General features: G+C 68.7%; 8 protein-coding genes. 2 read left to right on the top strand and 6 right to left on the bottom strand.

What is annotated here, in order from left to right:
• Positions 1 to 63: 63 nt before the first annotated feature.
• Positions 64 to 3,117, top strand: a complete 3,054-nt coding sequence (locus OD750_RS26280) for a TonB-dependent receptor (RefSeq protein ID WP_263542662.1) — start codon at positions 64 to 66, stop codon at positions 3,115 to 3,117.
• Positions 3,118 to 3,161: 44 nt separating this feature from the next.
• Here OD750_RS26280 and OD750_RS26275 read toward each other — a convergent pair whose 3' ends face one another.
• Together OD750_RS26275 and OD750_RS26270 are read right to left on the bottom strand one after the other, a co-directional pair.
• Positions 3,162 to 3,668 (bottom strand): DUF4199 domain-containing protein, encoded by a 507-nt coding sequence (locus OD750_RS26275; protein WP_263542663.1) that lies wholly within the window; start codon positions 3,666 to 3,668, stop codon positions 3,162 to 3,164.
• A 91-nt stretch (positions 3,669 to 3,759) separates the two neighbouring features.
• The gene (locus tag OD750_RS26270; RefSeq protein ID WP_263542664.1) at positions 3,760 to 4,191 is read right to left on the bottom strand and encodes a helix-turn-helix transcriptional regulator; all 432 of its coding nucleotides are present in this window, start codon (positions 4,189 to 4,191) and stop codon (positions 3,760 to 3,762) included.
• Between the two features lie 166 nt (positions 4,192 to 4,357).
• On the opposite strand from OD750_RS26270, the gene pstS reads away from it, so the two are divergent.
• Positions 4,358 to 5,383 (top strand): phosphate ABC transporter substrate-binding protein PstS, encoded by a 1,026-nt coding sequence (pstS, locus tag OD750_RS26265; RefSeq protein WP_263542665.1) that lies wholly within the window; start codon positions 4,358 to 4,360, stop codon positions 5,381 to 5,383.
• A 2-nt stretch (positions 5,384 to 5,385) separates the two neighbouring features.
• On the opposite strand, the gene OD750_RS26260 is transcribed toward pstS, so the two are convergent.
• From OD750_RS26260 to pgmB, 4 genes are all read right to left on the bottom strand, one after another.
• The gene (locus tag OD750_RS26260) at positions 5,386 to 6,408 is read right to left on the bottom strand and encodes a 2-dehydropantoate 2-reductase (protein WP_263542666.1); all 1,023 of its coding nucleotides are present in this window, start codon (positions 6,406 to 6,408) and stop codon (positions 5,386 to 5,388) included.
• A gap of 64 nt (positions 6,409 to 6,472) precedes the next feature.
• Complete coding sequence (locus tag OD750_RS26255; RefSeq protein WP_263542667.1) at positions 6,473 to 7,708, bottom strand: MFS transporter; 1,236 nt, start codon at positions 7,706 to 7,708, stop codon at positions 6,473 to 6,475.
• Between the two features lie 179 nt (positions 7,709 to 7,887).
• On the bottom strand, positions 7,888 to 10,332 hold the full coding sequence (locus tag OD750_RS26250) for a TonB-dependent receptor domain-containing protein (RefSeq protein ID WP_263542668.1): 2,445 nt from the start codon (positions 10,330 to 10,332) through the stop codon (positions 7,888 to 7,890).
• A 66-nt stretch (positions 10,333 to 10,398) separates the two neighbouring features.
• Complete coding sequence (pgmB, locus tag OD750_RS26245; protein ID WP_263542669.1) at positions 10,399 to 13,374, bottom strand: beta-phosphoglucomutase; 2,976 nt, start codon at positions 13,372 to 13,374, stop codon at positions 10,399 to 10,401.
• Positions 13,375 to 13,427: the final 53 nt, after the last annotated feature.

Genomic DNA, 13,427 nt, shown 5'->3' with positions numbered 1-13,427 from the left:
CTCGATGGCGCCGCGGGGCGCACGACGAGGGGGAATCGAATGCGGCGTGGCATGCGTGTATTGATGTTGACCTTGGCCTGCAGCGCGGCGCTCGCCGCGCACGCGCAGGGCGCGGCATCCGAAACGATCGACATTCCGGCCGGCGATCTCGTCGGCGCGCTCGACACGCTCGCGCGCCAGTCCGGCGCGCAGTTCGTGTATCCGGCCGATCAGCTCAAGGGCATCACGACCGGCGGCGTGCAAGGCACGATGACGGCCGGCGACGCGCTCGATCGCCTGTTGCGCGGCAGCGGCTACGTCGCGCGCCGCGACGCCTCGGGCGCGATGGTCATCGTCAAGGAAGCCGCCGCCGCGCCGGCACGACCGAACCGCCCCGCCGCCTCGGGCGACGACGGCGGCGCGGAAGATTCGCTGCGGCCGACCGTGGAACTCGAAAGCGTGCAGGTGACCGGCTCGCGCATTCCGCGCGCGCAGATCGAAGGCCCGGCGCCGGTCACCGTGATCACCGCGCAGGAGATCAAGGCGAACGGCTTCACCACGGTGCCCGACGTGCTGCGCGCGATGACGCAGAACGGCGGCGAAACGCAGAGCCAGCAGTCCGCGAGCGGCGCCGACTTCTCGCCCGGCGCGCAGCAGGTCGACCTGCGCGGCCTCGGCCCCAACCACACGCTGGTGCTCGTCAACGGCCGCCGCATCGCCGACTTTCCGATGCCGTTCAAGGGCCGCAGCAACTTTACGGACATCTCCAATATTCCACTCGGCATGGTCGAGCGCATCGAGATCCTGACCGGCAGCGCGTCGGCGATCTACGGATCGGACGCGATCTCGGGCGTCGTCAACTTCATCCTGAAGGACAAGGCCGACGGCACGACGCTCGACTTCCGCTACGGCGACACCGACCGCGGCGGCGGCGAGTCGTATCACTTCAGCCTGTCGTCGGGTTTTTCGACCGACAAGTTCAACGCGGTGTTCGGCGCCGAGGTTTTGTCGCAGCGCCCGCTGTGGGCCTATGAGCGCGAGGTGCAGGATTCAACGCAGGACGCGCCGACCGCGCGCACGCGCGTGGCGCGCCGCGCGTTCCTGCGCACGAACTGGTACGACGAATACCTCGATCCGGGCGACGCGGCGTGCACGAACCTCGCGAGCCTCAACGGCAATTCGACGTACCGCGCGTCGCGTCCGGGCTGGGGCATCGACGGCGAGGACGGCTACTACTGCGGCAGCGACTCCTCGATCGGCTACGGCACGATGATCAGCGAGCGCAAGGGCATCAACAGCTACGCGTCGCTGAGCTACGAGTTCGACAGCGGCATGAAGTGGTTCGCCGACATCCAGGCCGGCTACCACAAGCTCGCGATGTTCCGCGACGTGACGCAGTGGAGCTACATGGCGCCGGACGGCAACGAAGAAGGCTATTTCTACAATCAGGCGACCGACGACGTCGAATACTGGCAGCGCCAGTTTTCGCCCGAGGAGATGGGCGGCCTCGACAACGGCATGATCAGAAACCGCCAGCGCACCTTCAGCGTGACCACGGGTCTGCAAGGACAGTTCGGCGCGGCCTGGTCGTGGGAAGCGGCGCTGTCGCATTCGCAGTACCAGTCGGTGATCAGCTGGCCTCAGATCGTCGCGGAGAAGGCGAACAACCTGTTTCTCGGCCCGCAGCTCGGTGTCGATGAGGACGGCTTTCCGATCTTCAACGCCGACCCGGATCGCCTGTACCGCCCGCTCACGCGCGCCGAATACGATTCGATCGCCGCGCGCACGACGTATCACCCGAAGTCGCGCACCGACGCGCTGAGCGTCACGCTGACGAACACCGAGCTGTTCTCGCTGCCGGCCGGCGACGCCGGTTTCGCCGCGACGCTGGAACTCGGCGACCAGGCGTACGACCTCAAGCCCGATCCGCTCGCGACGCAGTACTACTACTACAGCTGGCGCGACTCCGACGGTTCGGGCAGCCGCGACCGCTGGGCCGCCGCCGGCGAGCTGCGCCTGCCGCTGCACGACACGCTCAACGTCAGCGCCGCGGCGCGCTACGACCAGTACCGCTACGACGGCAACTCGATCGACAAGCTCACCTACAGCACGGGCCTGGAATGGCGGCCGGTGGAATCGCTGCTCGTACGCGGCTCGTACGGCACGGCGTTTCGCGCGCCGGACCTGCACTACGTGTTCTCCGGCGAAGGCAATCTCGAATCGTCCGGCGTCGACTACTACCGCTGCCGCACCGAGGAACCCGACGTCGACATCGCCGACTGCTCGTACGGCGACGAGGGCGTGATCGTCACGCGCAAGGGCAACCGCCGCCTGCAGCCGGAAACGAGCCGCGCGCACACCGTCGGCTTCGTGTGGTCGCCGCTGCCGCAGCTCGATTTCTCGATCGACTACTTCGACATCGACCTCAAGAACCAGGTGCAGGACCTGCGCATCGACGGCGTGCTGCAGGACGAGGCGAGCTGCCGCCTCGGCCGCCGCCTCGACGGCACGCCGGTCGATCCGAACTCGCCGACGTGCGTCGACGCGTTCGCGCGCGTGCGCCGCACGGCCGACGGCAACCTGTACGGCGTCTACGTCAATCCGATCAACATCGCGCGCGAGCGCACGAGCGGCGTCGATTTCTCGACGCACTACCGCTGGGAAACCGCGATCGGCCTGTTCCGCTTCACCGGCAACTACACCTGGGTGCGCAAGCACGAGAGCCAGCAGTACGCGGGCGACGTCGTCGAAGACCAGTTCGCGGTCAACAGCGGCTTCGACATCCCGCGCACGAAGGCGAGCGCCAGCGTGAGCTGGGAACGCAACCGCTGGACCGCGACGCTGCACGGCGAGCGGCTCGGCCGCCTGCCCAATTCCGATTCGTACAGCCAGGTATACGATCCGGAAGACGGCGGCAGTCCGTGGATCGGCGCGACGTACCGCTACAACGCGTCAGTGCAGTACCGCTTCAACGAGTACTCGCAGCTGTCGTTCGCGGTGACGAACCTGTTCGACAAGATGCCGCCGCGCGACGCGACGGCGACCGCCTACCCGTACTACGACATCTCGTGGTTCGACGCGGTCGGCCGGCAGTTCTACATTCAGTACACGCACAAGTTCGGCGGGAAGGCGCTGTAGCCCGATCGCGGGCTCGCCCGGCGCAAGCCGGGCGGGCCTTGCGCCTACCGCCGCACCACCCACGCCCCGAGCGCGCTTTCGACGACGCCGATGACGAACACCGTCGCGAACATCACCGCCGCCTGCAGCGGCTTGTCGTAGAACAGCGATTTCATGCCTTCGAGTTCGGTCAGCTGCGCGGCGACCGACGCGGCCGGCGCACCGCTGGTGCGGATCTTGTGCACGTAGAAATCGTACAGCGCCTGCGGCAGCGCATCGCCGACGAGGCTGTAGAACGCATACGTCGCCACCGCGAAAATCGCTGCGGCGACCGCCGATACGCCCACACCGATGCCGAACACGCGGCTCCAGCCCGGCCGCGCCGGCGACCGCGCCCGCTCGTGCCGCATCGCGAAATACGTGGCCGACAGGCACAGCACCATGCTGGCGTAGCCGACGATCTCGGCGATCTGCATCCATTCGGGCCTGGCGCCGAACAGGAAATACGGCGCGAACATCAGCAAGGTCAACACACCGCCGGCGATCGCGCCGTAACGCAGAAGAACGTTCATCGCGGTAACTCCCTTCGCTATGGAGACGTCGCCGATGCTAGGTTTCGCGCGCCCCGCGGCCCATCGCCCGAAAGGATGAAAAACGGGTGACTCACCCGAAAAGGCCCTGCCGCCGCGCCTCGGCGAGCGCTTCGGTGCGGCGTCCGACGCCGAGTTTCGCGTACAGGTTGGCGAGGTGCGTCTTGATCGTGTTCTCGGAGACGACGAGCTCGCGCGCGATCTCCTTGTTCGTGCGGCCGGCGGCGAGCAGCGCGAGGATCTGCCGCTGCCGCGCGCTCAGCGGTCCGGCGTCGGCGATCGCCGGCGGCGTTTCGGGCGCCGTGTCGTTCGAGGACGGCGCCGACGCGCGGCGCTCGGCCAGGCGCAGGCCTATCACGAGCGCGACGATCGCGATCGCGGCGGCCGTCAGCTCGCGGCCCCAGTCGAGCACGAACGGCGCGAACGCCAGCAGGCGCAGGCACACGAGCAGCGCGGCGGCGAGCGCGCCGTAGCCGAGGATCAACAGCCAGGTCGATCGGCGCATCGGTCGCACCGTGGAGAACGATGCGCCGCATGGTCGCACAGCTGCCGGATCGATCGAAACCGCGGTCCGCGTCGCAGTTCCTGTCCGTTGCACGCCGGGCGCGGCATCCGTCATCGGCCTGCAACACAACCCGGGCAGCGTGCGCGCCTTCGGAGTCGGAGCCGACATGGACAGCATCTTCCGCCGCATCGCCGCGACGCTCGTCGCCGTTCTCGCCGCGACCGGCCCCGCGCCCGCCGCCCTCGCCCAGTCGCTGCGCGGCGCCGGTTCGACCTTCGTGCAGCCCGTGCTCGAACAATGGGCCAAGACGTGGTCGCTGCAGAGCGGCGTCGACGTCGCCTACGACGGCGTCGGCTCGGGCGCCGGCATCGAGCGCCTGAAGGCCGGCTCGGTCGATTTCGCCGCGACCGACGCGCCGCTCAAGGACGAAGAACTCGCCGCCGGCGGCTTCATGCAGTTTCCGATCGTCGCGGGCGGCATCGTACCGGTGACGAACATCCCGCAGGCGCGCGGCAAGCGCGTGCGCCTCGACGGCGAAACGCTCGCCCAGGTGTTCGCCGGCAAGATCACGCGCTGGAACGACGCGCGCATCAAGGCGCTCAACCACGCGTTCGCGCTGCCGGACGAGCCGATCGTCGTCGTGCACCGCGGCGACAGCTCGGGCATCACCTACAACTTCACCGCGTACCTGTCGAAGACGAGCGACGGCTGGCGCGAAACGCTCGGCACCGGCAAGACCGTCAAGTGGCCGGTCGGCCTCGCCGCCGAAGGCAACACCGGCCTCGGTCAGCTCGTCACGGCGACGCCCAATTCGATCGGCTACGTCGAATACGGCTACGCGCTGCAGCACGAAATGCAGATCGTCGGCCTTTACACGAGCGCGAACCGCGCGATCTCGCCGACGCAGACGACGATCCGCAACGCGGTCGAATCCGCGCAGTGGGGAACCGCGCGCAACTTCAACCTGCTGCTCGTCGGCATTCCCGGCGACGACACCTGGCCGATCGCCGCGACGACATGGGTCGTGCTGCCCAAAGGCCGGCGCGCGAGCCTCGACTTTCTGCGCTGGGCGCTGCTGCGCGGCGACCACGCGGCCGACGCGCTCGGCTACACGCCGATTCCGCCGGCGCTCGTCGGCATGATCGAGGCGTCATGGAAGACGAACGGCGCGGCGACCGGTTCGGCGCCGTAGCGTCATCGCTGCGGCGCGATGCTGCCTTTTATCGTGTTCCACAAACCCTGAGCCGTCCACGCGCGCGGTCCGCCCTGTTCCGCGTCGTGCACGAGCTTCTGCAGCCGCGCGTTGACCGGCGCCTGCCGGCCCAGCCGCTGCGCGAGCCGGACTACTTCGCCGTTGAGCCAGTCGACCTCGGTAGGCCGGCCCGCTTCGAGGTCTTCCCACATCGACGAGCGCGCGACGGGGTCGATCGCGAGCATGCGCCGCGCGACGAGACGGAACAAAAGGTCCGGCAGCGCGAGCACGCGCGCGATCGCGCGCGGCGGCAGCGCCGTGATCGTCGCGGGCGCGATGCCGGCGGCGTCGAGCAACGCCAACGCCTCGCGCTGCGCCGCGACGAGGCAGCGCCGGTAGCCGCGCTGCGCGAGCTGCCGCTTGAGCGGAATCCCCGACAGCGCGTTGATCGAATTGTTGAGATTCAAGAGCAGCTTCGACCACTGCACCGCGCGCATGTCGTCGTGCTCGACGAGCGCGAGCCCGGCGTGCGCGAACGCGTCGCGGAACGGCGCGAGCGCGGCGTCGCGCTGCACGTCGAGCTGCCCTTGCGTGCCCTGGTGAAACCAGCCCGGCGCGCGATGCAGCACGTTGAACGGCACCATGCCGGTCAGCACCCGCTGCGCCGGCAATGCCGCCGCGAGCGTCGCGGCGTTGTCGAGGCCGTTCTGGAAGCTCACGACGAGCGCACCGGGTGTGAGCCGCGCGGCGAGTTCGCGCGCCGCCTCGGCCGTGGCGGCGGACTTGACCGTGACGAGCACGAGGTCGGCGCTCCGCACCGCGTCGGGGTCGGTGCCGAACGCGGCATGCGTCAGCGTCGCGTCGTAGCCGAGATAGTCGCTGGTGCGCAGGCCGTGTTCGCCGATCTCGCGCACGATGCGCTCGCGCCCGACGAAGCGCACCGACGCACCGCTGGCGGCCAGCCGGCCGCCGACGTAGCAGCCGATGCTGCCGGCGCCGAATACGGCGATCGCGGGTGCGCTCATGCGGGTCTCCGGCGTCGGGGTCGAAGCCGCATGTAGCGACAACCGGCGCGGCGCCGTCAAGCGTTCAGACGGCCAGCGGCGCGGCACGCTCCGTCTCGCGCCGGAACAGCGCGAGCGCGACGAGGATAGCGACCATCGGCAGCAGCGACACGTAGAACGCGCGCTGGCCGCCGACATGCGCGAATACGAAGCCGGTGAGCAGCGAACCGGTCGTGCCGCCGAGCGCCGAGAAGATCACGATCAGGCCGGTCATCGCCGCGTGCCGCGACGGCGGCAGCGCGCTCAGCATCACCGAGTTCAGCACGGGATAGATCGGCGCCATCAGCAGGCCGATCATCGGCAGCACGTACGCGGCGAGCGGCGCGTTGAACCAGGTGACGTCCGGGTCGTGCGCGACGTTCGCCGCGAGCGGCAGGGTCAGGATCACCAGCACGCCCATGCCGACGACGCACAGGTTCAGCAGCGGATACCACGACAACCGCCGCAGCACGACGCCGGCGCCGAGCCGGCCGAGCGCGAGCGAACCGGCGTAGATGCTCGCGATCTGCACGCTCATCGCGGCGGGCAGCTGCAGGATTTCGCGGTTGAACGTCGGCAGCCACGTGCCGAGGCTCTGCTCGATCAGCACGTACATGAACGCCGACAGCAGGAATACGTAGGCGAGCGGCTTTTTCAACAACGCGACCATGTCCAGAAACGACGGCGCGGCGCCGCTCTCGTCGCGCGCGGCAGACTCGTCGAGCGGACTTGCGGCCAGCAGCGCGAGCGCCGCCGCGCAGATCGCGGCGAGCACGTAGTAGACGTCGATCCACGCGGCATCGGCCGGGTTGTCGTGGTCGATGAACGCGCCGAACAGCCAGTAGCCGCCGAGCACGCCGACCATGAACAGGCCTTCGATCGTGTTGGTGAGGCTCGCGTGCGCGCGGCGGTCGGCGGTGACGAGGCCGATCGACGAATACACGCCGACCTTCACGAGCGCGAACGACACGCCGATCGCGATGAACAGCACGCGCGTCATCGCGAAGCTGTCGAGCAGCGGCATCGCCAGGCACGCGACGCCGACGATCGCGAGGCCGACCATCATCGCGCGGCGATAGCCGAAGCGCGGCAGGTACGCCGCGGTGAGAAACGACACGACGGCGATCGGCAGATCCTTGCAGGCTTCGAGCACGCTCGCGCCCTGCTTGGTGACGCCGAACGTCGCGATCGACTGGAGGATCACGGTGCCGACGCTGTTGAGCAGCACGGCGAAGACCATGTAGGTCAGGATCAGGGCGAGCGTGATCGAGAGGCGGTGCATGGGGTGCCTTGGTGATTTTGCTTTCTGCTTTCGCTTCTTGCTCGTCGCTCTTTCGCTCGTCATCCCAGCGGAAGCTGGGATCCAGCTTTTAAAGCATCAAAATCAACGGCTGGATACCAGCTTACGCGGGTATGACGAGCGGAGAAAGACGAGCAAAGGCAAAGACCAGCAAACCGCGACTAGAAATAATACGCCGCCGAAAACATATACGACCGCGCAAAAATCGCACGTCCGAGGAATACGTTGCCGGTGACGCTCGATCCCTGGATGCGCGCGTTGCCCTCGGTCAGCCCGATCTGGTTCGTGATGTTCGTGCCCGTGAACCGGAAGTTCCAGTGTTCGCCGACGTTCGCCTCCGCGCCGACGTCGATCGTGTAGTACGACGGCAGCGGCTGCGCGTTGGCGAGGTCGCCGACGCGGTCGCCGACGTGCGTATACGTGCCGAACAGCTTCACGTCGCCCCAGCCGGTCGGAATCGTATAGCGCGGCGTGAAGCGATACTGGAACTTCGGCTGGCGCTGCACGCGGTTGCCGGTGTACTGCCCGTAGTCCTTGTACTCGGCGTCGGTCCAGTTGCCGGTGACGGCGAGTTCGAGATTGTCGACCGGCCGCAGCGCCGCCTCGAACTCGATGCCGTGCGCCTTCGCGCCGCCGATCGAGACGATGTTGTTGCCGTTCTGGTCGAACTGCTGGTAAGGCACGCCGTCGAAGCGGTTCGCGAACGCCGTCAGGTACAGGCTGTAGAGCCGGTCCTCGGCCTTGAAGCCGAGTTCGTACTGGTCGACCGTCTGCGTCTGCGTATTGCCGTCGCGCAGGTCGTCGAACGACGGAAACAGCACGCCGGAATTGACGCGCGCGAACATGCTCGCGTGGTCGTTGATCGTGTAGTTCGCGCCGGCGGTCCACGACACGTCGTCGTCTTCGTAGTCGACGTAGCGATACGTGCCGTTCGCGACCGACGCGTTGTTGTTGAACACGGTCAGCGGATTGTTGTCGAGATCGCGGTTCGACGCGTTCTCGATCGTGCCGTCGACGGTCTTGCGCTCGAAGCGCACGCCGGCGTCGAAGCGCCACGCGCCCGTTTCCCATTCGTCGGACACGAACGCCGCGGTGTTGCGGCCGTCCCAGTCGGCGTTGAGCGCGAAGAACGGCGCGCCCGAGAAGCCGCGCTGCGACACGATCGCGCCGTTGTCGAGCGCCACGTCGATCAGCCGCGCGTTGTTCTCCACCGTCATCAGCATATTGTTGCCGAGGTACCAGTGATCTTCGGCGGAGTACGACGCGAAGTACGTGCCGACCGTCAGCGTGTTGCCGGGGAACAGTTCCACGCCGAAGCGCGCCTCGTCGGTGAACGAGCGGATGTGCTTGTCGACGACCCACATGCCCGCTTCGATCACCTGGCGGTCGAGGTCGGTGATCGCCTGGCCGCCGTTCGCGTACGTCGCGGTGCCGCCGGTCGCCTGGCCGCCCGCGCCGACGATCGCGGCGTTGCCGTTCGCGCTCGCCACGGCGCTATTGATGTACGCGCCGAGGCTGGTCGGGTTCGTGCCCGTGAACAGCGCGACGGTCGGCGTGTCGCCGTTGACGAATTGTGCACGATTGGAAAAACTCCAGCCGTCGCGGCGCAGGTCGAGCGTCGAGCCGAACAGGCTGATGTCGGTGCCGCGGCCGTCGGCGACGTCGCGGCTGATCGTGCCCGGCGTCGCGCCCGGCGACACCTGGAAGTTCAGGTGCCGCAGGTCGTTGCCGTACAGCGTGTCGCTGCCGGCGTCGAAGCCCGGAAAGCGTCCGACCTCGTCGCCGCCTTTGGCGACCAGCGGCATCGCGGTGAAGAAGGCGTTGCGGTCGTCGAGCCGGCGGCCGTACAGGCTGAACGTGCCGCCGTCGAACGCGCGGGTCAGGTTCAACGACACCTGCCCGCCGTCGTTCGCCGGATACTGCGTGTCGTGCACGCCGTCGCCGCGGCGATAGAAGCCGCCGACGGAGAGATACCAGTTTTCGCCGACCTGGCCGCCGTAGTGGCCGTCGACGCGATAGAAGCTGTCGGTGCCGGCCGTGAGCCTGCCGCTGCCCTCGCCTTCGGGCGTCTCCATGCCGGTCTTCTGGATGAAGTTCACCGTGATGCCGGGCTGGCCGTTCGAGAAGATGGGGCTCGGGCCGCCGCGCAGCACTTCCACGCGCTGCACCGTGTCGTCGATGCGAAACAGCGTGGAATTTTCCAGAAACGACAACGTGGCCGACGGATACAGCGGCGAGCCGTCGAGTTCCATCGTCACGTACGGCGCGTCGCCGGTGCCCGGAAAGCCGCGCACGTAGATGTTCGCGCCGGTGGAGCCGCCCGACGCCTCGGCCCAGACGCCGGGCACGATCTTCAGGAGATCCGCCGTGCTCGACGGCGCGGCGTCGAGGATCTGCTGCTGCGACGCGGTCGTGATCGAATAGCTCGCGTCGATCTTCTTGACGCCGCCGGCGCTCGCCGAGCCGGTGACGACGACCTCCTCCAGCGAGTTGGCCGGGTCCTGCGTGTTCTTGCCCGTGTTGTCCTGCGCGAACGCGGCGCCGGACGCGAGAGCCGCGGCGATCGCGACGCTCAACGCCAGACGGGTGATGCCGTCGAGTTGCATGGAACTACCCTCCCGAAACGCTCTTTGTGTAATTTTATTGAACGTGGTGATGCGCATCCATGGCGCTCAGCTTCCAGACATCGCGACAAACCGCGCGACGTCGAATTCGGTCAGACCGCCGATCACGGCATCGGCGTGCGCGAGCACCGCGCCGTCGCCGACGCCGAGCGCGCGCATGCCGGCCGCGCGAATCGCGTCGACGCCGGCCACGGCGTCTTCGATGCCGAGGCAGTCGCCCGGCGCGACGCCGAGCGCGCGTGCCGCCGCGAGAAAGATTTCCGGATCGGGCTTCGGCCGCGCGATGGACGCGGCGTCGACGACGTGGTCGAAGAAATCGGCCAGCCCGAAGCGTTCGACCAGCGCGCCGGCGCTGCGGCTCGCCGACGCGAGCGCGATTTTCAGGCCCGCCGCGCGCGCCGCGACCAGCGCTTCGCGCGCGCCCGGCAGCAGGTTTTCGGGACCGAGCTGCGCGATCGCCGCGACGTAGTAGCCGTTCTTGCGTTCGGCGAGCGCGTGCTTCTCGTCGTGCGTGTAGCGCGCGCTCGCGTCGCCGAGCACGATCTCGAGCGAGCCCATGCGATCGACGCCCTTCAGGCGTTCGCCGATCGTCTCGTCGAACGACAGGCCGATCTCGCCGGCCAGCCGCTTCCATGCCGCGTGATGCAGCACGGCGGTGTCGGCGATCACGCCGTCGAGATCGAACACCAGCGCCTTGAACGGCTGCGGAAAGCGCCCCGCTTCGACGTCGGCGCCGACGCGCAGCGTGCGGCTCGCGCCCATGTGCGAGAACGCGAGCGGTTCGCCGTCGACGAGGCGATAGCGCACCGCGTCGCGCGCGACGTCGACGCCGATGCGCCGGCCTTTCCAGACGAGGCCGACGCGGTAGCCGCGCCAGGCGTCGGGCAGCGCCGGCTCGAACGCAAGGCTTCCGCCGACGACACGCAGGCCCGCGTAACCCCACGCGAGCGCGAGCCAGCTGCCGGCCATCGCGGCCATGTGCGCGCCGTGGCTCGCGTTGCCGTGCAGGTCGTCCAGATCCACGCGCAGCGTATCGTTGAAATAGCGCCACGCCTTGTCCGCATGGCCGACTTGCGCCGCGACGATCGCGAACGTCGACGCCGACAAGGTGGAATCGTGGACGGTGACGCCCTCGTAGTAGTCGAAGTCGCGCCGCTTCGTTGCGCGGTCGACGCCGTCGCCGGCCAGTACGAGGCCGAGCAGCACGTCGGCCTGCTTGCACACCTGATGCCGGAAAATCGTCATCGGATGGTGGTGCAGGAGCAGCGGTCGCTGCGTCGCCGACGCCGGCCAGCGCGGCTTGTCGAGAAACCCGTCGTCCTGCGCGTGAATCGCGAGACGCTCGTCGTACGGCAGGTACATCGCCTCGGCGGCGCGGCGCCATTGCGCCGGTTCGTCGGCATCGAGCGCGATGCGCGCGGCGAGTCCGGCGTAGACGTCGGGCCGTTCCTCGGCCAGGAGGCACGCGACGCTCGCGGCGTGGCGCAGGTGTTCGCGCGCCATGAGATTCGTGTACCAGTTGTTGTCGGCGAGCGCCGAGTACTCGTCGGGCCCGGTCACTTCGTGAATGCAGAACGCACCGCCGCGACGCGGATTGAAATGGCCGACGTCGAGCCAGATGCGCGCGGTTTCGAACAAGATCTCGGCGCCGGCATCGGCGAGAAACGCCGTGTCGTCGGTCGCGTCGAGATACAGCCGGATCGCGTACGCGATCGCGGCGTTGATGTGGTACTGCGCCGACCCGCTCGGGTAGTGCGCCGAGCATTCGTCGCCGCCGATCGTGCGCCACGGATACAGCGCGCCGCGCGCATGGTTCATCTCGCGCGCATGCGCCCGCGCGCCGGCGAGCGTCGCGTGGCGGAATTCGAGCAGGCTGCGCGCGAGATGCGGCGCGGTGAACGCGAGCGCCGGCAGCACGAACGTTTCGGCGTCCCAGAACACGTGGCCTTCGTAGCCCTCGCCGGTGAGGCCCTTCGCCGCGATGCTGCCGCGGCCGTGGCGGCCGGCCGACTGGAACACGTGAAACAGATTGAAGCGCAGCGCCTGCTCGCTCGCGGCGTCGCCGTCGATCGCGATGTCGGCGTCGCGCCAGAACGCCGCGAACGCGGCTTCCTGCGCGCTCGCCTGCGCGTCGAACGAACCGGCCGCGGCCAGCGTCGCCAGCGCGCGCGTCGCGAGCGCGTCGACCGGTTCGGGCCGTTCGAACGCGCTGCATGCGTAGGCGACGAACTTCTCGATGACGAGGCTCGCGCCCGGGGCGAGCGTGCCGGCGTAGACCTGATGCGCGCTCGCGGCGCCGGCGTAGGCGCGTTCGAACGCGACGCCGTGGCCCGGCACGTGGCGCTGTTCGGCGACCACCGCGATGCCGCTGCGGTGCGCGTGCTGCGCGACCCGCGCGCGGGCTTCGTCGTTCGCCAGCACCGCGAACGCGAAACCCGCGTCGGCGCCCGCGCCGATGCGCGGATCGTCGCCCTGCGGCGGCGCTTCGCGTTCGCCCGACAGCGCCGAGTCGAACGTCACCGGCCCCGCGTAGTCGACCGAGTGCAATTCGAGACGAATGCACAACAGCGCATCGGCATCGATCGGCACGACGCGCAGCGCGCGCAGCTCGACCGTCGCGCCGCGCGGCGAACGCCAGCGCACGACGCGTTCCAGCCGGCCGCGCGCGAGATCGAGCGCGCGTTCGAACGCGAGCACGATGCCGGTTGCCGTATCGAACGCCTCGTCGCCGAGCCGTACGCGGATCGACGTGCCGTCCGCGACCGGCACGCGCGTATCGGTCGCGCGGGCGAAGCCGGCGAACTTTTCGTGATAGTGGATCGGGCTGCGCTCCCACGCGCCGGCGAGAAAACTGCCCTGCGTCGCGCTCGGCGATTCTTCGAATCCGCCGCGGACGCCGAGCGTGCCGTTCGCGAGCGCGAACAGGCTTTCGTCGCGCGCGGCGTGTGCCGCGTCGAGCGCGCGCTGCGTCAGTCGCCATGGATCGACGGCGCGCGATTGCGCGTCGACGGCTGCGTCCGCCATGCGTATCCCCTCTCCCGCGATGCCGCTCGGCGGCCCGTCGTGTGCGGGCGTTC

The sequence above is a fragment of the Tahibacter soli genome (genome assembly GCF_025717065.2).
Taxonomy (GTDB): Bacteria; Pseudomonadota; Gammaproteobacteria; order Xanthomonadales; family Rhodanobacteraceae; genus Tahibacter; species Tahibacter soli.
This window is presented reverse-complemented; position numbering and strand designations above follow the sequence as displayed.